Raw genomic sequence first — 23364 nt, 5'->3', positions numbered from 1 at the left:
CCTCTCCCTCATAGCAGAACTGACCAGATGCGCATGAATACGCACCTGGCAGAAGTTATCATCTGGAGATGCGCTTTCTTCTCCACCACCACAACACTACCAAAATGACTGCCACACCGGCTAAGGCCATACCCACACGCGACACCAGCATCAACGGCGATGCTTCCCCACCGGCGCGAAGAGTTTTCACCCGGTCCGCGGTGATCTGCACTTTACTGTGGCCAATATCCTGCATCACGTAATTGGTGATGTCGGCAATCTGTGCGTCGCTGAGCGACGCAGCAAAGCCGATCATCCCCTGGCCTTTTTCCGGCCAGACACCCTGCAATACTGCCATCGCCACGTTATCTGCCGTTGGTTTATCCAGCACTGGGTGGTTTTTCAACGCCGGCAGGCCGTTCAGTCCCTCACCCGCCAGGTTGTGGCAGGCAGCACAGTTATTACGATACAACGCTTCACCACTGCTGATGCTGGCCTGCGGTGTATCATCCCCCTGCACTGGCGTCAGGCCGGTCTTCACAACGGCAGCCTGCTCAGCCTGATCTCCGGGCAACAGATACACTGCTATGGCCTGACGATCTTCCGGCATAAGCCGCGAGAAACTTTTATCGATCGCTTCCAGCATCGGCCCGCCAGCGGTAGCGCCATTACTGGCGTGCCCGGTTGCAAGATAGTCAGCCAGCATCTGACGTGACCAGTGTGATTTACCCTGTAACGCGGTGACGGTGATATCGGGAGCAAACCAGGTGCCCAGTGATGCACCCTGCAAATTTTTCGTCGACTGTTCCGCCATCAGGAAATTACGTGGCGTATGGCAGGTGCTGCAGTGGGTTAATCCCTGCACCAGATATGCACCACGGTTCCATTCTGCTGATTGTGCGGCATCAGGCTGGAACGGTTGTTTGTCGAGGAACAGCCAGTTCCATGCTGCCATGCTGAAACGCAGGTTGAACGGGAACGGCAGCGCAGTCTTCTGCGGCTGGATATCCACCGGCTGAACGCCATGCATAAAGTAGGCATAGAGCGCAGCCACATCTTCATCACTAAGCTTCGCATAGGCGGTATAAGGCATCGCCGGATAGAGTTGACTGCCGTCACCACGCACACCTTCACGCAGCGCAGCTGCAAATTGCGCTTCGCTGTAGTTGCCGATCCCCGCGCTTTTGGATGGCGTAATATTGGTACTGAAAATAGTGCCCAGCGGGCTGGATATCGCGTGGCCACCGCTGAACGGGGCTTTGCCTTCCTCAGTGTGGCAGGCACCGCAATCCCCGGCTATCGCCAGATATTCTCCACGCTTAATCAGGGCATTTTGATCCTCAGCCTGAGCCTGGCTACAGAGCAAAGCCAGCACCCCCGCTGAGAGTAACGCTTTCCATTGCTTAGCCATGTTGCGTCTCCTGCAAAATTTTATCGGCGGTGCGCAATGCCAGCGCCATGGCGGTGAGTGTCACGTTACAGGTGCCAACGGTTGGCATCACGCCAGTACCCACCATAAACAGGTTCTGGTGATCATGCGCGCGTCCCCAGGGATCGGTCACGCTGGTCGCAGGGTCCAGCCCCATCGACAATGTGCCGGTAATATGCTGACGATTCGAAAAGCTGCCGCTTTTGCTGTGCTTAATGTTGGTGCCGCCCAGCTTTGCGGCAATGGCGTCATAGCATTCGCGCGTTTTCGCTGCTCCCTTTATCTCATAGTCGCTGACATCCCAGTAAAGGGCTGGTGTGGGCAGACCGAGCGGATCTTTATTGCTGCTCAGTGTGACTCTGTTCTCAGGATTGGGTAACTGCTCCATCGCGTTTTTGATGCTAAGACGACGGGCCGCACGGAAGCGTATCTGATCCTGCAATTTCTGACCAAATAACCCTTCAGCCAGCACCTCTTTGGTGACTGCCGCCACCTGAGAGGCATTGGAGATATCAATACGGAATGGCGCGTGCTCGCGACGAAAATCGCCGTCACGATACTGCCCAATGGAACACGGACTGACCGGCCCTCGCCCTGGCCAGATTTCCTCATCAACATCAAAAGTGACCCCAATTGCTGGGTGATCGCACAGATTACGTCCGACGTTATCGCGTGCATTAGCGATACCCTGCGGGAACTTATCGCTCACCGACATCAGCAACAGCTTGGGGGTTTCAATCGCGTTAGCCGCCAGCACAAAGGTTTCCGCCGTGACACGATGGCTTACCTTGTTCCAGTCGTAATAGCTGGCAGCCACAATGTTACCCTGTGCGTCGTGTTCCAGCTGATACACAACCGCTTCGGTGATCACCTGCACACCGCTATCCTGAGCCTGTTGTGCTGCGATACCGCCATGGTACTGCGCATCAATCGGACACACCGGCATACAGTTATTGTTACCACAGCAGGCAGGACGCCCATCGTAGCTGTGACTGTTGCGCCCGGTGCTGTCATCCAGCACGGTGAAGTCGGGGGCGAGGCGCGCGGTAACACGCTGCTGCAACCAGGAAGCCGGTACCCGTTCCATCGGATAAGGTTTACTGCGAGGTGAGCCGTTGTCCGGTGAGCCACCCACCCCGGCGATAACTTCCGCCTCATAGTAATAAGGTTCAAGTTCGTCATAGCCGAACGGCCAGTCTTTCCCGACACCATACTGTGACTGCTGGCGGAAATCGTTAGGGACAAAGCGCCATAACTGTGCCGCCCAGTGCCAGCTGGTACCGCCAAATATGCGGATATATTGCGCGGCGAAAGGGTGTGGCCCGAGCTGATGAAGGTAACCATCCGGCTCCGGCGTATAGCGTGGTTGCGGTGCCATCGGCGAAAACGGATATGGCGACATAAAATCCGATTTGAATGCGGAGGCACGAAAACGTTCAACCAGTTGGTCACGACCCACTTTCGGGCCAGATTCCAGCAGCAGCACAGATTTACCCGCTTTGGCCAGACGGGTAGCCAACAGCGAGCCATTGACACCTGCGCCAATCACTACCACATCAGCAGAATTATTTTTATTCATAACGACATTACTCTTTAAAATCAGGGTTGTTGCGCCCAACTGCCACATTTGCCATACGAGAAACTCGGTGGCACCAGCTTGTCATTCACCAGTTGGTTGGCGAGCGTATTAACGTAGGTGACATACAGCGCATGTTTACCTTTGCCGACCACGCCGTTGTACCAGCCACCGAGGATCGCTTTCGCCAGCTTTTCACTGGCGACGTCACTGGCGGCAAACGTCAGGTAATCCTGTTGCAACAAACCGGGCTGGCTTTGTAGCAGAGCAGTGAGCTGCGTCAGTTCGGCAGTGAACGCCTGCTGGGTCTGATTCAGCGCAATAAATAACGCATGGGCAACGGTGCTATTGAGGTTCTCCTGCTGCGTCAGCCATTGAGACACCTGGATAAAGTTCGCCTGCGCCACTGCATCCGCCTGCGGTTGCGCAGCATTGAGACGCGGCAGTGGCAGCAGATGGCCTGCGGCACTGGTGATGGCCACCAGTCCGGCCATTTTCAGCACGCGACGACGTGAGTAATGCTTCATAATATTTTCCAGTGGTATGGGTTTAACGTTTCCGCCGCCAGATCAACAGCAGAATAAAAGCAATCACCAGCAGCACAGCGGCAACTACGCCGGATTGCGCCAGCAGTACCAGGGGTGATGAGGGGCCACCCTGACGGATCTCTGCCACCTGCTCAGGTGACACCGTCACATTCTGATTGCCATAGCGGTGCAGGATCCAGTTAGACAGAGTGGCAATTTGCTGATTATCCAGATGATTAAGCGCGTTAGGTTGCGCACCGAAGGGCGGCATAAACACGTTGCCCTGGGCGGTATCGCGTTCTACACCAAACAGAATAGTCGCAATAAGATTAGATGAATTCCGCTCTGCCGTGGCGCTGTTATGGAACAGGCTGGGATAGAAGCCATCTTTCGTTCCCTGCCCACTGCTGCCGTGGCAGGAGGCGCAGTTCCCTGAAAACAACCTTGCCCCCTCGTCACTGACCGGTTCTGCAAAGGCATGACCACGGAATGCTGCAAGGTTGTTGCCCGCCTCACCCTGGGTAAAGCGCGAAGCACCGGAAGCGAAAGCCGTATGATCCGGAACACTCTGCATATATTCGGCGATTGCCGTCAGATCCTCATCCGACAGATGCTGGAAGCTGTGAGTAATGGCTTCAGCCATGCTGCCTGCTGCCTGCGCTTTGCCTGCCAGCCGGCCGGTACGCAGATAGGTAATCAAATCCTGCTGTGACCACTGACCAATGCCGCTGACCGGGTTGGCGGTAATATTTGGCGCAAACCAGGGACCCACCTGTGCGCCGGTAAAGGCTGCATCGGTTTTCTCCTGCATCAGAAAACCACGCGGGGTATGGCAGGTGCTACAGTGCGCAGCGCCTTCCACCAGGTAACGGCCCCGGTTCCAGCTGGCTGTCTGCGCAGTATCCGGCTGGTAGCCAGGCGCATTCAGGAACAGCGCATTCCAGAACATCATGGAAAAACGCAGGTTGAGCGGAAATGGCAGATGGGTCTGCGCCGTAGGGTGATCGACCGGCTGCACGCCCGACATAAAATAGGCATACAGCGCATGAATATCCTCGTCAGTCAGCGTGGCGTACGCGGTGTACGGCATCGCCGGATACAGATGAGCACCGTCTGCCCGAATCCCTTTGCGCAGCGCATCAGCAAACTGTGGTTCGCTGTAATTGCCGATACCGTCGGCTTTCGATGGCGTGATGTTGGTGGCGATGATGTCCCCGACCGGTGAGGCAATGGCTTTACCTCCGGCAAAGGGTTGCGCCTCCGAAGCGGTGTGGCAGGCGGTACAATCGGAGGCTACCGCCAGATATTCCCCTCTTTTTACCAGTGCATCGTCACTGGTCGCGTAGACTGAAACAGAAGAAAAGGTCAGTATCAGTGCCAAAGCACACTGTTTGAAACTCAGCATCATCACACCTCCTGCGCCTGTTTTACGATGGCATCGGCGGCTCTGAACGCCAGCGCCACCATCGTCAGGGTACTGTTGCCACAGGCGGTGCTTGCCATTGCGCCACCGCCTGGCAGGAACAGGTTGCGGTGATCGTGCGCACGGCAGACATCATCCACGACCGAGTTGACGGGATCGTGCCCCATGATGGTGCCGCCCATGATGTGCTTACTCTGATTAAACTGTTTCGAAAACTTCCTGTCGATAGCGCCCATCGCATCGGCAATGCGTTCGGCAATCGGTCTGGAGTAGTCATTGTAAGAACGGCGGACATAGTCGCCCACGTCGTATTGAATCGCCGGTTTTGGCAAGCCGAGCCAGTCTTTTTTATCTGACAGTGTCAGGCGGTTATTGGCGTCAGGCAGGATCTCATGTGCCAGCACGATATCGGCAGTGCAGGCGGTCATACGACGAATTTCTTCATCCAGTGCTTTGCCGACCAGCCCTTTTTGTAAGGCACCAAAGGTGACAAAACGGTTGCGGGCGAAATTGTTGAAGCGGAAGTAAGCTCCGGCATGTTGGGAGCGGAAATCCCCCTGGGAGGTTTCCATAATGCCGCTGTTGACTACCGGCCCCACACCCGCCCAGTAAGGTTCTTCCAGCGTCACCGTCATGGTGATTTGTGGATGGTCCATCATATTGCGGCCAACCTGATCAGAGCTGTTGGCAATGCCGTTCGGGTTGCGGCTATCCGCTGACATCAGCAACAGTTTGGGCGTTTCAAGACCGTTACAGGCGATGATAAACAGTTTGCCGCTGACGCGATGCGTCTGGCGATGCTGGTCATAGTAATGCACTGCTTCAATCTGATTGCTGGCATTGGTTTCAATGCGCCAGACCACGGCGTTGTCAACAATGGTGGCCCCTTTGGCTTCCAGACGTGACAACGCAGTAGCACCATCATATTTAGCACCGACCGGGCAAACCGGAACGCAGTTATTATTGGCGCAGCAGGCAGGACGATCGTCATAAGAGGTGCCACTGTTGCGTGCCTGAGCCGTGGGGATGTTATGCAGGCCCAGCTTCTCGCGAACGACCTCGGTAAAACGCGCTTCACCCGGACCAAAAGGTAACGCAGGCATAGGATAAGGCTTCGATCGTAGCGGTGGCCATTGCAATGCCGGATCGTCCGGGCCGCAAATTCCCAGTTTGTACTCGGCGCGCGCGTAATAAGGTTCGAGCGTGTCATAGTCGAAGGCCCAGTCGCGCCCCACGCCGTAACGGGTGTGTAGCTGCATATCGGCCGGGGTTAAACGCCAGCAGGTACCTGCCCAGTGCCAGGTGGAACCACCGGCATAGCGCACATAGCTTTGCGCGTAGGAATCGTTACCGCTTAATTGCAGATAACCCTTGCCCGCACCAGTGGGTTCCGGGTGCGGCGCCCACTCACGTGAGGGATAACATTCAATCGGATTACCTTTCGCCGCCAGCGGCAGATTACGAAAGTTTTCCACGATTTCAGCGCGGGACACGCGCGGTCCGGCTTCCAGCATGAGCACCGGAATGCCAGCATCCAGCAGTTGTTCAGCGATCACCACACCGACCACGCCGGTACCAACGATCACCACAGGTGACTGATTTGGGGCTGCCATAATTGTCTTCTTATCAGATTCAGAATTGCGGTACAGGAAGGACCGGGGTGTTCGCACGTTGCCAGTTATTGGGACCACTGATGCCGTAAGACGGTATGGTGATCACATCCAGCGTTGTGTGCCAGGTGAGAGCCTGTTCATAGGCGAAGGTTTTGGCGGTACGTACAGGGGTGAGGCTGCCGGTATACCAGCCAAAGATGATTTTATGCGCCAGCGCCTGTAACGCACCCTGTGGAATCGCCTGGAAGAAATCCTCAACGATGCTGGCCTTATTTGCGCGGGCAATGGCAAGCAATTGGTTAAGCTTTTCCAGCAAACCGCTCTCCTCACTTTCCAGTAACGTCAACATGCGCTGACCCACGGCGTCATCGAGCTGATGGTTAACCAGCAGGCGGGAAAGTTGCATAAACGGGGAAAAGGTTGGTGACGGTGGTGCAACCGCAAACGACGGTAGTACCGAGGTAACCAGACCACTGGCAATGATCACTGCACCGGAAAGCAGCACTTTCCGGCGTGAGAGCTGGACCTTTCCGATGGAAAGGTCGTCTGACTGTAACATGTTGATTCCCTGACTGTTCACATAACTCAATATCGCCACAGATTTGCAGCGGAAAACTTCACTTCAGACCTAACTCATTGATTTTTTATTAACAATACCGAAACGCAATGTTAATTGAATGACTCATAATTGCGACAGTTATTAATATATTAAATGAAAGTTAAACAAATGCCATACGAAATGAAAATTTTTCGTCAGAGTTGAGCAAGATTGTTCAGAAAGTGAATGTATCGAGTGTTTGGTGATCAGCCAGACGCGGAGTTATTGCAAGGTTCAGGTGTACCGCACAAACAGCAATTGCCTGATGCTGAATGAGGTACATCCTGCTCATCAGTAATCTTTTCAGATATACATTCATTTCACTGTCCTGACTCGCTCCTTTTTGAAAAAGCTGTGTTCGAAAGGCGTGTTCCCGTCATATATGCCTTACCCCTCTGATTAAATTACAGCTGACGCATCTGGAAAAAACCATCCAGAGAATATTCCATTTTATTCTTCTATTATGTACCTACCTGAACGTGATCGCTTAAAGTCATTTTTTCAAAACGGTCTCACCTAAAGAAAACCGCATTTTATGCTTGACTCTTATTTGCAAAACATTAACTTTTATAATTGCCTTCCATGTTATAGATTAACGAAGAAATGATTTAGTTCAGGTGAAAAAATGCCCTCCAGGTTACACAGTAAATTAATTCATGAAGTTGGGAGTTCCAGAGGCATGTTGTACAGGATGGTAATTTCCTATGCACTTACTCTGGGCTCAGTCATCGTGCTACTGGCGATCATTAAAGAAAAAACATCAAATATTAATGTTTATTTCATAATTAATCTCCTAACGGTTTTCTTGCTCACCTGGTTTATAAGACGATCATTCAAAATTTACTTACAGGAAAGACATTTCACCACGTTCAGAATAGGGCTTTTCCTCCTGTTAAACTCCACTCTGGCGTCTATGGCCGGCGGTCTGAAAGTCATTGACAGGGATACAACCGCTCTTATCGCTGCTGTGCTGTATGCACCGGCCATCCTGCTCTTCATTTATTCATTCAACAACTTTATCAACTTTGTCAACGAACGGTATAAATCTGTCGTAGGCCTGTCTCTGACAGATGAGCTGACCGGCCTTCCCAACAGACGTCATATGAACTTAAAGTTAAAGGAAATTGAAAATACTGCGGGTGCCATCTGCATCATGGACATTGATGACTTCAAGAAAATCAATGACTCGTACGGTCATGATATGGGAGACAGTGTTCTCAGACAGGTTGGTGCCATTCTTAAAAATTTCATTGATGACAAAACATTTATCGCGCGTTCCGGTGGAGAAGAGTTCTCAGTCATCATTACCGGAGATGATCACCTGAATAGCATCATTGAAGAAATAAAAAACTCCATCTCCCTGATCTCCATCGAAGGCACCTTAGTCACAGTCAGTATCGGTGTGTCTGAAAAGAAGGACCATCAAACCACTTCCAGCGTGTTATCCGCAGCTGATTCAGCCTTGTACCAATCTAAACATAACGGAAAAAATAAAATAACCTATTTCCCAGTTTCGAAGAGATTCCTGGAAATCAGTTAAGAACGAATGAAGAATTATAAGGACATTCCTAAACAGGCCCGAAACTGATTTAACCAACCATGCTAGCTTCGCACAATGCGCGCTGAGGTTGATCCCGAACCCCACGTTATAAGTGAGGTTCTCCTTCAACCGCTCACGGAATCCATGATGTTCTCAGCGCGCAATAATCAGAACATACTGTTACCACTTACCGTCTTTTCCGGAATCGCCTGGGTAACATCCCAATGCTCAACAATTTTTCCATTTTCCAGTCGGAAGATATCGACAATGGCATTCCCGCGCGTGCCCGGCTCTCTGACTGCGTGGACATGCAGGATGACATAGTTACCATCAACAAAGCTGCTGACGATTTCACTATGCGACTGCGGATATTTTTGTTTCAGGAATGCAATAAACTTCCTGAATCCCGCCGGTCCATCTTCAGCATTTGGATTATGTTGGCGGTACTCGCTTCCCACATACTTCAGTGCGGCATCGGCATTTTTCTGGTTAAGCCCTAATTCATAAAATGCCAGAACAACCTGGCGATTTGCTTCGGCAGACGCGGGTTGGGTGGAAACCTGCGATTTGGCACAGCCGGTTAACATGACAAGTGCGGCCAGCGTTGCCGCGATAGAAAGCTTGCGCATAATTTTGTCCCTGTAGCGATTTTGCAACCGGGCAGCATCGTCGTTGCCAGCCGGTGCCCAAACATTACCATACCGGTTCGGTCTGATTTGTCAGCATTTTCCGTGTTTACCCTGCTCTTAAGGCCTGATTAGCTTTTGAATAATCATGATCCACGCCTGGTTATCATCGGTGAACTCACGCCTGATTTTCGCTGGGGTGAAGCCGGTCACTTCTCTGACTGTGCGTGTAAACGAAGCCTGGCAGTTGAATCCATTTTCAATGGCAATTTCCAGGATTCTATTTTTGCTGCAAATTAATGCCAAAGAGGCATTGATGACTCGGCGAATACGCACATATTCATAGATATTGAGACCCGTCAATTGCAGGAATTTTCGCTGAAAGTGCCAGACTGAATACCCGCTTCGGCCAGATATCTTTTCAACCGATAACTCCTGATCAAGATGCTCGTCTATCCATGCAATTATCTCCTGAATAACCGAGAACATCACACCATCGCGGATCCCAGGTTGTGCTGAAATACCACCGGTTATCCAGAACGAATTTCCCTCAACCTGAGCGGATGGAATCAGGATATTAACTGTGACCCGGTTTTGAATCAGACTCAAATTAACCTTTGTCTGCGGTGTATTAACGCTCGGACGGTACACCAGAGGTTTAACAGTGGATTGAGCAACGACACTCGGCAACATGATAAAAGGCTCCGGAATCTGTAAGGATATTCAATCGCGCAGAGCAGGCACTTCTCTGCGCTCATTTCCTTAATTTTTTAGCTCACTCAGAATTGATACACCAGGCCCACAGCCAGGATGTCATCCGTTGATACCCCTGCTGCTTCAGAGAAGTCACTTTTATCAATCAGATTGAGTTTGTAATCAACGTAAGCCAGCATATTCTGGTTAAACAGGTAAGAGCCGCCAAAATCGACATACTTAACCAGATCCTGATTGCCATACGTTCTGCCATTACCCGCAGCCCCCAGATCCTTCGCACGCGCCTGGTTGTAAGCAATAAAAGGTACCCAGCCTGAATCAAAGGTATATTGGGCGAAGGCTTCAAAAATATCTGACTGGTTGGCATAACCATACACCCCTGCCCCTGAGCTGCTGCCAAACCGTGAGGCGTTATACGCCTGCGTATACATCACACCCAGATACACATTGTGCGCATCATATTTTAGCGACGCAGAGTAAGCCTCTGCCTTGTCTCCACGCCCCATAATGCCCGCGGTATCGTTTTGCGCGTTGGTACGGTCCGAACTTGTAAAGGCACCCACCGCCCTGAATCCATTGCCGAAAGCGTAAGCCACAGACATCCCATAACCATCGCCATTCTGACGCAATACGTCGCGGGCGCCTGGCTCACCGCCGCCATCGTTTTTGCCCTGATACTGTAAGGCAACGTTCAGGCCATCCACTAAACCAAAGAAGTCGGTATTGCGGTAAGTCGCAAGATTATTACCCCGGCGAAACATAAACTGATCGGTGTTATAGGTTTGCGCATCAAATTCCGGCTCCATATCCGTCTGGCTCAGCGCGTCATACAGGACACCAACGTTACGACCATAATCAAACGAGCCATAATCGCCCACTTTAATACCGGCAAAACCGAGACGGGTAAACATTGAGTCACCATCACTTTCCGCCTGGTTGGTATTAAACTGACTTTGCCACTGACCATAGCCGGTCAGCAAATCTGAAATCTGCGTTTGTCCTTTGAAACCGATGCGCATATAAGACTGATCGCCATCCTGACTTTTATCATTACTGAAGTAGTGCAGCCCGGAAACCAGACCATAGAGATCAAGCTTGTTACCATCTTTATTGTAAATCTCGGCAGCGGACACAGATCCTGTCATAAAGACGCAAGGTGCCATCAGCATCAAATATTTTGCTTTCATTTATTCCCCTTCAGGATGGATTAAAACATCGACCAGAAAAAGTCTGGATAGTAAACATCCCAGTGGCATTGAAACTCTTTGGAATTAATTATCGGGCGATTATCCGGGGAAGTTTCCTGAAAAGGTAGTTATACGAAAGGATATGTATACAAACGGATAGTTATACAAAGGGATAATTGAAAAACTTGCGGGTGTGATAACCGATGGCAAAAACAGCGCCAGTTTTATAAATAACCATGAAAAGCGTTATTTCATTCATTTTATGCTGACCCGGGGCTGATGATGCCCCTCGGATATCAGTGTGCAAAAGTTCCCTCCACAGGCAGCGTGAACCAGAATCGGCTCCCCCCGCCCTGACGGTTTTCAGCACTTAATATCCCACCATGACGCTTAATAATCTCATTACTGATGGTCAGCCCCATGCCCATTCCTTCCGCTTTGGTGGTGTAAAAGGAATCAAATATCTTGCCGATCACCTCATCAGAAAGACCGGAACCATTATCGGCCACCTCAATACGGATGAGGTTACTGGCGGGATGGGAGGAGGAAATCTGCAAAATGCGCGCCCCGGGGTTGTCCGCCATGGCTTCGATCGCATTAATCACCAGGTTCAGCAGCACCTGCTGGATCTGCACACTCTCACAAAAAACCTCATCATTCTGCGCGGCAAGCGCCAGTTCCAGAGAGACGAACCGGCGTTCCAGCTCAAGACGCGACAGAATGATGATATCCCGCGTGATCAGATGCAGTTTTGCCGGAGCGAATTCAGCCACCTGATTACGGGTGAGCGCTTGTAGTCCGCGAATAATATCGCCGGCACGCCGTCCTTCGCGGATGATTTCATCAAGGCCATGGCTGGCGTTGTCAAGATGCTCCGGGCCACGCTTCAGCCAGCGCTGGCTGGCACCCGCATTGGATACAATCGACATCAGCGGCTGGTTCAGCTCATGGGCGATGGAAGAGGTCAGCTGACCCACCGTGGTCGCGCGGGCGACACGGGCCAGTTCCGCCTGGGCGATCCTCACCGCATCCTCAGACTGACGCTGAGCGGTAATATCCGTCAGCGTGCCAAAATATTCGGCGACCTGTGGCCAGCTTTCGTTCGGCTCCCCGATACCTTTGATATAGCGACACTCGCCGTCATCACGGATGATGCGAAACTCCGACTGCATAACCACACCCTGCTGGACGCTGGCTTCAATCAACTCTCTGATACACAGAAGATCATCGGGATGAACGCGACTCTGAAACTCCGCCATGGAAGTCATCGTCTGTTCTTCAGGAAGTCCCATGATGCGTTTGTATTCATCAGAAATGTAAACAACGTCCGGCTCCAGATGCCAGTGCCATGTCCCGGTATGACTGATTTTTTCTCCGAGCATCAGGGAGGTCTGGCTGGCGCGAAGTTGTTTTTCAATTTTGCGGCGCTGGATGTTCTCATCCACCAGCTCAGCATACAAACGGGCGGTCTCAAGTGAAACGGCAGCCTGTGCCCCGAGCATCGAAACGATTCTTGAATGGTCGGCGGTAAACACATCCGGCATCAGCCGATTTTCCAGATACAGCACCCCCACCATTTGTGCCTGTCTGAACATTGGCACGCACATAACCGCAGCTCCGGATGCAATGAGATAATTATCCTGACTGAACGGGCTGAAAACCTCGGGTTTCCCGGTGCGAATTTCCTGTCCGGTGCGGATCACCGCAGAGAGGACCGAAAGCGGCAGATCGGTCGCGACCGGCAGTTCACGCACAATTTTGACTTTGACACCCTCAGCGGTGGTGGATGCCCGGGCCTGGATTTCCGGTATCGTGCCGTCAATCAGCCGTATCAACATACAATGCTGCGCCCCGGCGCGCTCAACCAGCATCATCATCAGGATATGAATCAGGCGATCCAGGTTGATCTCTTCTGTCAGTGCACGCATCACGGTCACCATACTTTGCAGATCGCTGATGACCGCGCTTTGCTCAAAAGACACGGTGCTCAGTGCCGTCTGGGTATTGTGGCTGCCGAGTGCTGGATACTGCGTTTCCAGCTGGTGAACTTTAGCGCCTGCCCCCCAGCTCTCCCACGCTGACATCGCGCCTTTAATATAGGCATCACCGGCAAATGACATGTTTCTGGCATAGGCCATACGCGCGGCCAGCTCGCAGGCCAGTCCATGAATATGATGGAACTGGCCTTCACGTGACAACATCATGGCCATCTCAAACCTTTCCGATGCCAGTGCTGTCTCTCCTTCGAGACGCAGCAATTCTGCGCGCAGCAGTGCTTCTTTGTCGGAGAATGTTTTCGTGTTTTCATTCGCCCAGGCGACGATCTTGTCGAGATGTGGCTTGAGCCGCTGACGCAAATGCTCGTCCATGGTCCCTGACTTCATCGGGATGGTCAGGGCCAGGGCGCTGTAAAGATGAAAATCGACCATATGCACATGGCCGGGAATGACATCGGTGAAAGGTGCCGCGTCCCGAAAGCATTGTTCGGCCGCCGCATATTCATTGGCATAAAAGTGCGCCATGCCTTTGTATAACCTGGACCAGAACTGCATCAGGTACATGGGTTCGATAGCATGCTCAGGCCGCACCACTTCCAGCACCGGTGTCAGAAAGTTGTCGCCTGAGAAGGTATTGCCGCGCGGCTTGCGCAGGAACAGAACAAAATCCAGCTGCATGCCCAGAATCACTTCTACGTCGCGATACTGCGCCTTGCGGACAAATAGCATCCCGCGCGTAATGGAAGTATGTACACCGTCAAGATGATCACCACGCGCAAGGTAGTTCATGATGATATGGCGCAACGCGAGGCAGGCTGACGTCCGGTCACCTGTTTCAACCGCAACGTCAAAAGTTGCTTTGGCTCGCTCAATGGCATAAGTCAGGGGCATCGTCCAGACGCTGACCTGATCCAGTGGCAATAAGGTCCGCGCTTTAAAACTGATGAAGTCATGCTTATAAACCAGCTCCCGGGCCAGAAGCGTGCTGGCAAATCCCCGGCTGTATTCATCGTACTGATCACCACAAACCACGCCATACCAGGATAACGCCAGAGTTGATGCCCCGCTCAAGCCACGGGCCATCGTCAGATGCAGCAGCTGACACAAGATCATAAAGTGCAGACGCGGATTGCTGAAAGCGGCAAAGGTACTGGCGCTGGCCATCAAATTCATCACCGCTTCGGTTTTTTTACATTCAAGCAGCGGTAATGAACGGAACCGGGCGTAAGGATTTTTGCCCACGTCTTCCTTGAGGAGGACCCTTGCGGCATCGCACTCTGCTTTGTCCGGATAACGATTGAGCTGGATGCCAAACACCGCCAGCCAGGCCAGCGCCGTTTCCAGCGCAAGCTTGCTGTCCGACTGACGCATATGAATTTCTGCGATCAGGCAGGCGGCTTCGGCTTTATCGGTGATCTCCCCGGGAGAGGTCAGTATTTTGCTACTTAACCCCAGCGCCACCGGCAGATTGCCATTGAGGAATTCGCACTCGGCTTTTTCGAGCAGAAATTCCCCTCCTTCAGCGATACCCGCGCTTTCATTGATCAGCCCTGCCGTCTGCAGATAGCGCAGTGCTGAGACATAATCCCCGGTGGTTTTCGCCCGCCGGCTCGCTTGCAACAGCAGCTGACGGAATGTCTCTGCATCATGCAGCAACAGCGCCAGATTCCTGACAGAAAGCAGGTTATGCGCCGCCCTGAAAAGTAATGTATTGGAGAGATCGGTGCCGGACTCGCGCATATAGTAACGTGCGGCGGCGTAATGGAACGCGTCCCGGTCTTCCGGTCCCTGCAGATTCAGTGCGGCCTCATGCATGCTGTCATGCATGAAAGCGTATCCCGTATCGTTCAGAGAAATCAGCCTTGCTGTCACGGCGGGCAGAAGGGTCAGCTCAATATCCGGAGCCGCAACATCAAGAATTTTGCCCAGCGGGTCCAGATCCCCCGAACTTCCCAGCAAGGCCAATTTGCACAACAGATGACGCGTCGTGAGAGGCAGGATGGCCAGATGCTGTAATACGCTGGCCGCAACGTTGGCCGTGTAATGCGCGTTTTTGAGCGCCTGTGAATCGCAATACCAGCTGAAAGGTACATTGTAGGTAATCAGCCCCTCTCGTACCGCCTGCCGGAAAAACTCATGCGTCGCCAGCGGATTACCGGCCGTTTTTTCATGAATGATCTGTGCAAGATCCGCCGTTGCTGCGCTCCGGGTATGAAACAGCCCCGCCAGCCAGGTTGCTATGCCTTTTTCTGACAGTGGTTCTGGCGTGATATCCACAATGCGGGCTGCACAGCCCCGTATGCGGTTCAGATTTCCGGCAATCGCCGGACCGGGCAATGAGACATTGTCACGATAAGAGATAACCAGCAACAGAGGGATGTCTTCGCTGGAACTCAACAGGTGTTGCAGCAAGTGCAGCGTCGCCTGATCGGCCCAGTGGATGTCATCAATCAGCATGACCAGTGGCCGTCCGGGTGCCGTAAACGCTTTAACCAGGTTGCATGCCACCAGATTAAAGCGCTTTTTGGTATCCAGCGTGTGAGTATGCGTCTGCACTGCCGCTTTCTGATTAAGTAATATCTCCAGCTCCGGCACCAGATTGACCGCCAGCCCGGCATAGTCACCCAACAGTCGAACGAGATGCGCCTTCCAGCGCATCATTTCTTCCGTGGGCAGGCCAAGCACATGCAGAGCCAGCGTTCGGAAGGCTGCGGTAAAAACCGCATAAGGTAATATCGGCGCATGCTGATCCGCTTTCACAACAGTCAGCAAAGCTGTCTTGTTACGCAGAAGCTTCAGAGAGGAGGAAATCAGTGAAGATTTTCCTGCCCCCGGCGCGCCACTGATTGCAACCAGGCTGTGCTTACCGCTTTTGCTGACTTCATCAAAAGCCGCCAGGATGTCAGTTGCCTGAGGATGGTCGGTACAAAGGGCATCATTTGCAGGCTGCGAATCCTGCATTCCCAGCGCAAAGGACTCAATAATCCCGTCTGGCATCAGGCTTGAGGCACAACGCCGAATATCAGCCAGTACCCCTTCAGCCGTCTGATAACGGTATTCCGGGGATTTAGCCAGCAGCCGTAAGATAATCGAAGACAAGATAACGGGCACATCCTGACGTAGCGTATGGGGTGGCGTTGCCTCTGAGGCAATGTGATGATGCACCCACTCAGCATGCCCACCGTCCGCGCTACCATAAGGCAGTTTGCCGGTGAGCAACTCATACAGAACCATACCAAGGCTGTATAAATCGCTTATCCGACTCACCGGATGGGCTGAGCGCGAGGTATGTTCAGGCGACATATACGCCAGCGTGCCGCCTGCAACCGACAACCTGGGTTGCTGAAGTATGCCGTTGTCTACCGATGACAATCCGAAGCCACCAAGATGTACGGTATTGTCATCGGTATAAAAAAAGTTTGCCGGTTTAATATCGCCGTGCACCAGCCCCTGCTGATGCATCATGCTCAGCGTGCTGCAAAGCAGCGCTGCACAGCTCAGAAATTCAGTAATGCTGCCAGGCGGCATGCACAAAACATCCGCCAGAGTCCGATAGTTAAAGGGTTTATAAATCAGGGCGTAACGCCCCTGATAATGCGTCTGTTGCTGCGGCTTAAGGGACCAGTTTTCTGCGAGCCGGGAGCGCAAGGCATATTCGTTTTTCAGTAACTGCGTAACCTGGAAAACCGACTCTTCGTTGCCCGGGGTGGCAAGCACAAAGGTTTCGCCAGAGAGAGTATGCCGACACAGGAGCCAGTCAATGTTGCCTTCCTGCGCCAGTGTGCTGAAGCTGATCTCGGCCGGGAGCGTTATTTCATCGTTTTCGGCTGCATCTGACGCCTGCGGACGGGTACTCATTGGCGGGCGGCCCTTGAGGAAAACTCATGACGAATATGTTCAAACAACGTATCAATTTCAATAGGCTTTGGCAAAAACGCAATTGCGCCCAGGTTGATGGCATAGCGCAACATGTTTTCATCGCCGTTACCGGAAATGATAATACCCGGCGGGTTAATGAGCCGCCGGGTAAGATTGATGAACAGCTCGAAACCATTCATGCCCTTCAGTTGTACATCAATGATAAAAAGCGCGGCATTTGCCATTGTTGCTTCATCACCAAGAAGAGATTCTGCCGACCCGAAGGCTGTTGTGAGATAACCTTCAGACTGGAGCAGGTTAGTCAGACCATTGCGGACAGAACGTTCATCATCGACAACAACAATGCGCTGCGACAGCTGCATGCGATTTTCCTTAATGGCGCAGTGTAGGAACCTTTTTATTTTCAGACTATTATCTTCAGATATAATTATACGAACGTATACTTATCCATTCGTATAACTAGACGCCTTCCTGACCGCCCGACCATAATCCTGACACCCCTATATCCTGCTTTTCAGCAGGGCAATTCTCTGTCCACGGTCATCATTGCTGCTTCGGACCACTCAATTCAGGAGATCTTATGGTTACCCTTGGTAAAGCCGACATTATTCTCACCAATGGCAGATTTCACACTGTCGATCGCGAAAATCCGGTTGCTAATGCCGTAGCCATCCGCGATGGCAAGTTTCTGGCGGTGGGCAGTCTGGCCGACGTCATGCAGTACCACTGTGAAGGCAGCAAAGTTGTCGATCTTAAGGGGCATACCGCCGTTCCGGGTCTGAACGACTCGCACCTGCACTTAATCCGCGGGGGCCTGAACTACAACCTTGAGTTGCGCTGGGAAGGGGTCCCTTCCGTTGCTGATGCGTTGCGTATGCTGAAAGAGCAGGCGCTGCGTACTCCCTCCCCGCAGTGGGTGCGGGTGGTGGGTGGGTGGACAGAGTTTCAGTTTGCCGAACGCCGCATGCCAACCCTGGATGAGATTAACGAAGCCGCGCCCGATACACCGGTGTTCGTACTGCACCTTTACGACCGCGCCCTGCTCAACCGCGCTGCGCTGAAAGTCGTCGGCTACACCAAAGATACACCGAACCCGCCGGGTGGTGAGATCCAGCGTGACAGTAACGGCAATCCTACCGGCATGCTGATTGCCCGCCCCAATGCCATGATCCTGTACGCCACGCTGGCAAAAGGGCCGAAGCTGCCGCTTGAGCAACAGGTTAACTCTACGCGCCAGTTCATGCGCGAACTGAACCGCCTTGGCCTGACCAGCGCCATCGACGCGGGCGGTGGCTTCCAGAACTATCCGGAAGATTATGCCGTGATCGCAGAGCTTCATGAGAAGCAGCAGATGACCATTCGCATCGCCTACAATCTGTTCACCCAGCGTCCGGGCCACGAACTGGAAGATTTTGAAAAATGGACCGATATGCTGACGCCCGGCCAGGGCAGCGATTACTTCCGCCATAACGGCGCGGGGGAGATGCTGGTGTTCTCTGCCGCCGATTTCGAAGATTTCCTTGAGCCGCGCCCGGATCTGGCGCCGGGCATGGAAGACGAGCTGGAGCGCGTGGTACGTCATCTGGTCGAACATCGCTGGCCGTTCCGACTGCATGCCACCTATGACGAATCGATCAGCCGCATGCTGGACGTATTCGAAAAGGTAAACCGCGATATTCCGTTTAATGGTCTGCACTGGTTCTTTGACCATGCCGAGACGGTAACTCAGCGCAACATCGATCGTATTAAAGAGCTGGGCGGCGGCATTGCCGTGCAGCATCGCATGGCGTTTCAGGGTGAATATTTTGCCGAGCGTTACGGCATCGAAGCCACCCGCCACACCCCGCCGGTGGCGCGGATGCTGGAAACCGGCGTACCGGTTGGTCTCGGCACCGACGCCACGCGCGTAGCCAGTTACAACCCCTGGACCGCGCTTTACTGGCTGGTCTCTGGCCGGACGGTAGGCGGCATGCAGATGTATGACGTCAACGCCCGCCTGGACCGTGACACTGCACTGATGTTGTGGACCCAGGGCAGTGCCTGGTTCTCCAGTGAACAGGGTAAAAAAGGACAGATCATAACCGGGCAACTGGCCGACATGGTGGTACTGAGTAAAGATTACTTCAGCGTGCCGGAAGAAGAGATTAAAGGTATTGAGTCAGTGCTGACCGTGGTGGATGGCAACATTGTTTATGCCGCAGGGTCGTTCAGCAGTGAGGCACCGCCATCTATTCCGGTTCTGCCTGAGTGGTCACCGGTGGTGAAAGTGCCCGGTCATTACCGCAGTGCACCACCGACCGCCAACACCCGCGTGGGCATGCAGCAGATGCCTCACCAGTGCAGCGGACCTTGTGGTGTCCACAGCCATTCACATGATATTGCACGCGGTGCCAATTTGCCGGTATCTGAAGAGAACGCCTTCTGGGGTGCGCTCGGTTGCAGTTGCTTTGCATTCTGACCCCGTGGAGAGGGACAACTGAAGCATAAAACCGTCAGCCGGCAGCGCTGACAATCAAGAAACCGCCACACATCACATCATGGCTGTTTCTGACAAGCATAAGGGTGCAAGACTTGACCGGTTTATCAGCCGGTCTTTTTTTGCCTGAAGAACGGCAATTCAGATATTTTCGCTCGACGCGAATTTTTCCAGCGCGGGGCCATCAAGCCGGAAACGCACCCACTCGTTCAGAGGAAGCGCATTAATGCTCTGGTAAAAATCCTTCGCGGATTTATCCCACTCAAGGACATTCCATTCAATACGGCTACAGCGTCGGCTGACAGCAAGTTGCGCAATATACTGGAGCATGGCTTTGCCAGCGCCCCGCCCGCGATAATCAGGTGTAAAGCACAGGTCTTCCATATTCAGGCTATAGCGTCCGGGCCAGGTCGAGTAACTCATCGAGATAATGGCATAACCCGCAATAACATCATCAATTTCACAGATATAGGCTTCTTCCGTCGTTTCCGGTGAAAACAGGGACTTCCTGATTTCTTCAACATCCGGAACGGCGTCATGCGGAGATTCCCTGTAAACAGATAACCCACTGATAATGTTATAAATGGCATCAGTGTCTTCCAGACCGGCCTGCCGAATAATAACACTCATAAACTTTCTCTTATCTATACAGTTTGATGACTGCCAGAATAATCGGTATTGTTCAATGAATTAAGTGCAATAAAATCAATAATCGGTGAATTTCATGCATCATGTTCTGCGTCGCCTTGATCTCAACCTGTTACCCATTTTCGATGCCGTTTACCGGCACCGATCAGTCAGGCTTGCAGCTGCTGAGCTCTCCATGAGCACGTCGGCATTGAGTCATGCTTTAACCAGATTGCGTGAGTTTCTGAAGGATCCACTTTTCTATCGCGAAGGACACAAGATGTGTCCCAGCGTTTATGCACACCAGCTGGCACCACACATCGCTGAATCATTATCCGCCCTGAATCAACACCTCAGCCCGGTGCAACCCTTCGATCCACTCAGAAGCAATGAATCCTTTCGTATTGCCGTCACCGACTACACCGCTTTTTGCGTTTTTCCGGGTCTGATGCGCGAAATGCAAAAAACAGCGCCAGGCATTAATTTTGAACTGTGTCATTTACCTCATAATCCGGCGCTGACGGAATTACTGGCAGGCGAAATTGACCTGGCGTTGAGTTTTAGTGAACCCGATGAAGTCAGAGATCCGGATCTGGAAGAAATTAATTTATTCAGCGACGAATTCGTCGTAATCAGTAATACCCGTCGTCTCACGCTAACGCTGGATGAGTATTTGTCAGCGGGGCATCTGGTCGTCACCCCCTGGAACGAGAAAAAAGGATTACTCGACACCCACCTCGCGCGTATGGGCCTGGAACGACGAATCACCCTGAAAACGCCGTCAATGCTGGGATCGCCGTTTATCGTGGCTGAGAGCGAATTGCTGATGGCAATTCCAACGTTCGTTGCGGGTAAAATTGCACAGGTCGCGAAGGTTAAAATTTTTAAACTGCCTTTCTATGCTCCACATTTCACTGTGAAAATATATTCCCATAAACGCAGCGGGAAAAAACCATCGAATGACTGGCTGAAGAACAATATATTACAGGGGGTTCAGGGGCAGAAATTATCTTTAGTATAAAATAAGGTTCTGATTAGTAATGGTATTCCCCTCCGATACTCTACCTGACCAGGCAAGTGCACGACTGGAACTATACATAAATTTATTTATACCCCCTCTTAAATCCCCTTTTTAGCCACACTAAATATTCACGATTACACTGTCCTTATCTAAACGGTTCAAAACCGTCAGACAGATGAGCGAATGTGGAGAATAAAAGTGACTGTAACCGCAGATAAAAACCTTTCCTGGGTGCTGGCATCCAGACCTCATGGCGAACCCGATGACAAGACTCTGGCGCTGACGGAAAACCCCATTCCAGTCCCTCAGGCTGGTGAGATGTTACTCCGTACCGTCTATCTTTCTTTAGACCCTTACATGCGTGGCCGTATGGATGCAGGGCCTTCCTATGCCGCTGCCGTTGAAATCGGCGACGTCATGGTGGGTGGTACCGTATCAAGAGTCGAAGTTTCAAACATTGCGGGTTTTAATAAAGGTGACTGGGTACTGAATCAGGGTGGCTGGCAGACCTATTCCATTTCGAATGGCGAGCATGTCACAAAGCTGGATGACGGCATTGTGCAACCTTCCTACGCATTAGGTATTCAGGGTATGCCCGGCTTCACCGCCTTTATGGGCTTGTCTGAAATTGGTAAACCTAAACCCGGCGAAACGCTGGTGGTAGCCGCAGCAACCGGGCCGGTTGGCGCAACTGTAGGTCAGCTCGGGAAAATCTGGGGCTGTAAGGTCGTAGGCGTCGCGGGAGGTGCCGAAAAATGTCGCTACGCCGTTGAAACGCTGGGGTTTGATCATTGCATTGACCATACCTCACCCCATTTTGCGAAAGAACTGTCTGACGCCTGTCATCAGGGTATCGATATTTATTTCGAGAACGTTGGCGGTAAAGTATTCGATGCTGTTTTCCCTCTGCTGAATACTGCTGCAAGGGTTCCCGTGTGTGGGTTTATTGCCAGCTATAACTCAACGGATCTTCCCGATGGCCCTGATCGTACCCCCTATATCATGATGAGTCTTATCAAGCGCCGAATTACTATGAGAGGATTTATTATCTTTCAGGACTTTGGCGATCAATTTGGTTATTTCACCAAAGAAATGCAAAAACTGTTATCAGAGAACAAGATAGCCTACCGCGAAGAACTGATAACCGGTATTGAGAATGCCCCAGATGCTTTCCGAAAACTCTTAAAAGGAAAAAATTTCGGTAAGGTCGTCATTCAGGTAACGCAGCCATAATAAATCCTGTTGTTCTGGCGTGATATACCACTCTGCTTACTTCAGAGTGGTATTTTTTATCTCTGATGCCAAACTTACGTGACAACGTCACATAAATATACGCTCTTGTGTTACCATGTTGCCCACGATAGGCTAAGCTGACATACCTGCTCAAGTTGTTAACGGACGGATATATGACAAAAAACCTGTCACAAACCGATATAGTCAATACGGCACAAAAGATTCTGGCTTTGTCTCAGTCTGGTCTGACTTATTCAAAGGATATCTTTGATAAAGAGCGTTACGAAGCACTGCAGGAAATAGCCATTGAACTACTCTCGGCAAATTTTGATATAGCAAGGGAAGATATTACGCATATTTCCGAAAAAGGTTATGCCACACCTAAAACGGATGTGCGGGCTTTTATCATACGTGAGAATAAAATCCTGATGGTCCGGGAATCTGATGATGGGCTATGGAGCCTTCCCGGTGGATGGGCTGATGTGGGAGACAGTCCGGCACAGGCGGTTTGCCGCGAAGTGCTTGAAGAAACGGGTCTGAACGTCAACGTCACCAAACTATTGGGAGTGTGGGATCGTAACCAGCACGGCCACCCTCCGCATCCCTGGCATATTTATAAGCTGATATTCTTATGTGAGGAAACCGGTGGCGAACTCGCCATCAGCCATGAGTCACTTGATATTGGCTTTTTTGCTCTGGACGAATTACCTGATCTTTCTTTAACCAGAATTGTGCCAAAACAGATTCAGGTCAGTTTCGATATAGCCACCACAAATATGCCGACATACTTCGATTAGAATAAATGCCAACAGGGAAAGATAAAGAATCTCTATTTTGTGCACTAAACGTCAATCAATCATTTTTTACTTCAGGTAAATTACTGGCGTTTGGCACTCATCTGCCAGACAAGATAACTAGT

General features: G+C 51.8%; 17 protein-coding genes. 5 read left to right on the top strand and 12 right to left on the bottom strand.

Annotated elements, in window-relative coordinates; genetic code table 11:
* Window positions 1-58: 58 nt before the first annotated feature.
* From AC6I8X_RS25875 to AC6I8X_RS25850, 6 genes are read right to left on the bottom strand one after another with little or no spacing between them, the layout of a single operon-like run.
* On the bottom strand, window positions 59-1390 hold the full coding sequence (locus AC6I8X_RS25875; RefSeq protein ID WP_497841907.1) for a cytochrome c: 1332 nt from the start codon (window positions 1388-1390) through the stop codon (window positions 59-61).
* Complete coding sequence (locus tag AC6I8X_RS25870; protein WP_313681933.1) at window positions 1383-2987, bottom strand: GMC family oxidoreductase; 1605 nt, start codon at window positions 2985-2987, stop codon at window positions 1383-1385. Before AC6I8X_RS25870 ends, AC6I8X_RS25875 begins: the two co-directional genes overlap by 8 nt.
* A gap of 20 nt (window positions 2988-3007) precedes the next feature.
* On the bottom strand, window positions 3008-3511 hold the full coding sequence (locus tag AC6I8X_RS25865; RefSeq protein WP_497841905.1) for a sugar dehydrogenase complex small subunit: 504 nt from the start codon (window positions 3509-3511) through the stop codon (window positions 3008-3010).
* A gap of 22 nt (window positions 3512-3533) precedes the next feature.
* Window positions 3534-4919: a c-type cytochrome gene (locus AC6I8X_RS25860; RefSeq protein ID WP_497841904.1), complete on the bottom strand. Its 1386-nt coding sequence runs from the start codon at window positions 4917-4919 to the stop codon at window positions 3534-3536.
* Window positions 4919-6547 (bottom strand): GMC family oxidoreductase, encoded by a 1629-nt coding sequence (locus AC6I8X_RS25855; RefSeq protein WP_497841903.1) that lies wholly within the window; start codon window positions 6545-6547, stop codon window positions 4919-4921. Before AC6I8X_RS25855 ends, AC6I8X_RS25860 begins: the two co-directional genes overlap by 1 nt.
* A 19-nt stretch (window positions 6548-6566) precedes the next feature.
* Window positions 6567-7106, bottom strand: coding sequence for a sugar dehydrogenase complex small subunit (locus AC6I8X_RS25850; RefSeq protein ID WP_313681942.1), 540 nt, complete (start codon window positions 7104-7106; stop codon window positions 6567-6569).
* Between the two features lie 952 nt (window positions 7107-8058).
* Here AC6I8X_RS25850 and AC6I8X_RS25845 point away from each other — a divergent pair.
* Window positions 8059-8685, top strand: a complete 627-nt coding sequence (locus tag AC6I8X_RS25845; protein WP_497841901.1) for a GGDEF domain-containing protein — start codon at window positions 8059-8061, stop codon at window positions 8683-8685.
* A gap of 167 nt (window positions 8686-8852) precedes the next feature.
* On the opposite strand, the gene AC6I8X_RS25840 is transcribed toward AC6I8X_RS25845, so the two are convergent.
* The 5 genes from AC6I8X_RS25840 to AC6I8X_RS25820 form a co-directional block, all read right to left on the bottom strand.
* The gene (locus AC6I8X_RS25840; protein ID WP_497841900.1) at window positions 8853-9314 is read right to left on the bottom strand and encodes a nuclear transport factor 2 family protein; all 462 of its coding nucleotides are present in this window, start codon (window positions 9312-9314) and stop codon (window positions 8853-8855) included.
* A 117-nt stretch (window positions 9315-9431) separates the two neighbouring features.
* Window positions 9432-10004: a helix-turn-helix domain-containing protein gene (locus AC6I8X_RS25835; RefSeq protein ID WP_299458371.1), complete on the bottom strand. Its 573-nt coding sequence runs from the start codon at window positions 10002-10004 to the stop codon at window positions 9432-9434.
* 86 nt (window positions 10005-10090) lie between these two features.
* Window positions 10091-11212, bottom strand: coding sequence for a porin OmpC (ompC, locus tag AC6I8X_RS25830; protein WP_313682707.1), 1122 nt, complete (start codon window positions 11210-11212; stop codon window positions 10091-10093).
* 296 nt (window positions 11213-11508) lie between these two features.
* Entirely contained in the window at window positions 11509-17067 is a 5559-nt protein-coding gene (locus AC6I8X_RS25825; RefSeq protein WP_497841898.1) for an AAA family ATPase, read from the bottom strand.
* Window positions 17064-17450 (bottom strand): response regulator, encoded by a 387-nt coding sequence (locus AC6I8X_RS25820; protein WP_313682703.1) that lies wholly within the window; start codon window positions 17448-17450, stop codon window positions 17064-17066. Before AC6I8X_RS25820 ends, AC6I8X_RS25825 begins: the two co-directional genes overlap by 4 nt.
* A gap of 218 nt (window positions 17451-17668) precedes the next feature.
* On the opposite strand from AC6I8X_RS25820, the gene AC6I8X_RS25815 reads away from it, so the two are divergent.
* A complete protein-coding gene (locus AC6I8X_RS25815) occupies window positions 17669-19546 on the top strand; it encodes an amidohydrolase (RefSeq protein ID WP_497841897.1) in 1878 nt (625 codons plus the stop codon).
* A 159-nt stretch (window positions 19547-19705) separates the two neighbouring features.
* Here the strand turns inward: AC6I8X_RS25815 and AC6I8X_RS25810 are convergent, their stop codons facing one another.
* Window positions 19706-20194, bottom strand: a complete 489-nt coding sequence (locus AC6I8X_RS25810) for a GNAT family N-acetyltransferase (RefSeq protein WP_497841896.1) — start codon at window positions 20192-20194, stop codon at window positions 19706-19708.
* A 94-nt stretch (window positions 20195-20288) separates the two neighbouring features.
* Here AC6I8X_RS25810 and AC6I8X_RS25805 point away from each other — a divergent pair, with 94 nt between their 5' ends.
* The 3 genes from AC6I8X_RS25805 to AC6I8X_RS25795 all read left to right on the top strand — a co-directional run bounded on the left by AC6I8X_RS25805 (window position 20289) and on the right by AC6I8X_RS25795 (window position 23242).
* Entirely contained in the window at window positions 20289-21212 is a 924-nt protein-coding gene (locus AC6I8X_RS25805; RefSeq protein WP_497841895.1) for a LysR family transcriptional regulator, read from the top strand.
* A gap of 198 nt (window positions 21213-21410) precedes the next feature.
* Window positions 21411-22445: an NADPH-dependent curcumin/dihydrocurcumin reductase gene (curA, locus tag AC6I8X_RS25800; protein ID WP_313682695.1), complete on the top strand. Its 1035-nt coding sequence runs from the start codon at window positions 21411-21413 to the stop codon at window positions 22443-22445.
* Between the two features lie 173 nt (window positions 22446-22618).
* A complete protein-coding gene (locus AC6I8X_RS25795) occupies window positions 22619-23242 on the top strand; it encodes an NUDIX hydrolase (RefSeq protein WP_497841893.1) in 624 nt (207 codons plus the stop codon).
* The last annotated feature ends 122 nt before the right edge of the window (window positions 23243-23364 follow it).

It is taken from the genome of Pantoea sp. X-Soil-TKNS-1280, from assembly GCF_059730475.1.
The sequence above is the reverse complement of the archived record's forward strand: the minus strand, read 5'-3'. Positions and strand labels throughout refer to the sequence as shown.

Bases quoted from the DNA above. Each gene is read 5' to 3' on its own strand.
- AC6I8X_RS25875 (WP_497841907.1), bottom strand. From the start codon at position 1,390: ATGGCTAAGCAATGGAAAGCGTTACTCTCAGCGGGGGTGCTGGCTTTG.
- AC6I8X_RS25870 (WP_313681933.1), bottom strand. From the start codon at position 2,987: ATGAATAAAAATAATTCTGCTGATGTGGTAGTGATTGGCGCAGGTGTC.
- AC6I8X_RS25865 (WP_497841905.1), bottom strand. From the start codon at position 3,511: ATGAAGCATTACTCACGTCGTCGCGTGCTGAAAATGGCCGGACTGGTG.
- AC6I8X_RS25860 (WP_497841904.1), bottom strand. From the start codon at position 4,919: ATGATGCTGAGTTTCAAACAGTGTGCTTTGGCACTGATACTGACCTTT.
- AC6I8X_RS25855 (WP_497841903.1), bottom strand. From the start codon at position 6,547: ATGGCAGCCCCAAATCAGTCACCTGTGGTGATCGTTGGTACCGGCGTG.
- AC6I8X_RS25850 (WP_313681942.1), bottom strand. From the start codon at position 7,106: ATGTTACAGTCAGACGACCTTTCCATCGGAAAGGTCCAGCTCTCACGC.
- AC6I8X_RS25845 (WP_497841901.1), top strand. From the start codon at position 8,059: ATGGCCGGCGGTCTGAAAGTCATTGACAGGGATACAACCGCTCTTATC.
- AC6I8X_RS25840 (WP_497841900.1), bottom strand. From the start codon at position 9,314: ATGCGCAAGCTTTCTATCGCGGCAACGCTGGCCGCACTTGTCATGTTA.
- AC6I8X_RS25835 (WP_299458371.1), bottom strand. From the start codon at position 10,004: ATGTTGCCGAGTGTCGTTGCTCAATCCACTGTTAAACCTCTGGTGTAC.
- ompC (WP_313682707.1), bottom strand. From the start codon at position 11,212: ATGAAAGCAAAATATTTGATGCTGATGGCACCTTGCGTCTTTATGACA.
- AC6I8X_RS25825 (WP_497841898.1), bottom strand. From the start codon at position 17,067: ATGAGTACCCGTCCGCAGGCGTCAGATGCAGCCGAAAACGATGAAATA.
- AC6I8X_RS25820 (WP_313682703.1), bottom strand. From the start codon at position 17,450: ATGCAGCTGTCGCAGCGCATTGTTGTTGTCGATGATGAACGTTCTGTC.
- AC6I8X_RS25815 (WP_497841897.1), top strand. From the start codon at position 17,669: ATGGTTACCCTTGGTAAAGCCGACATTATTCTCACCAATGGCAGATTT.
- AC6I8X_RS25810 (WP_497841896.1), bottom strand. From the start codon at position 20,194: ATGAGTGTTATTATTCGGCAGGCCGGTCTGGAAGACACTGATGCCATT.
- AC6I8X_RS25805 (WP_497841895.1), top strand. From the start codon at position 20,289: ATGCATCATGTTCTGCGTCGCCTTGATCTCAACCTGTTACCCATTTTC.
- AC6I8X_RS25795 (WP_497841893.1), top strand. From the start codon at position 22,619: ATGACAAAAAACCTGTCACAAACCGATATAGTCAATACGGCACAAAAG.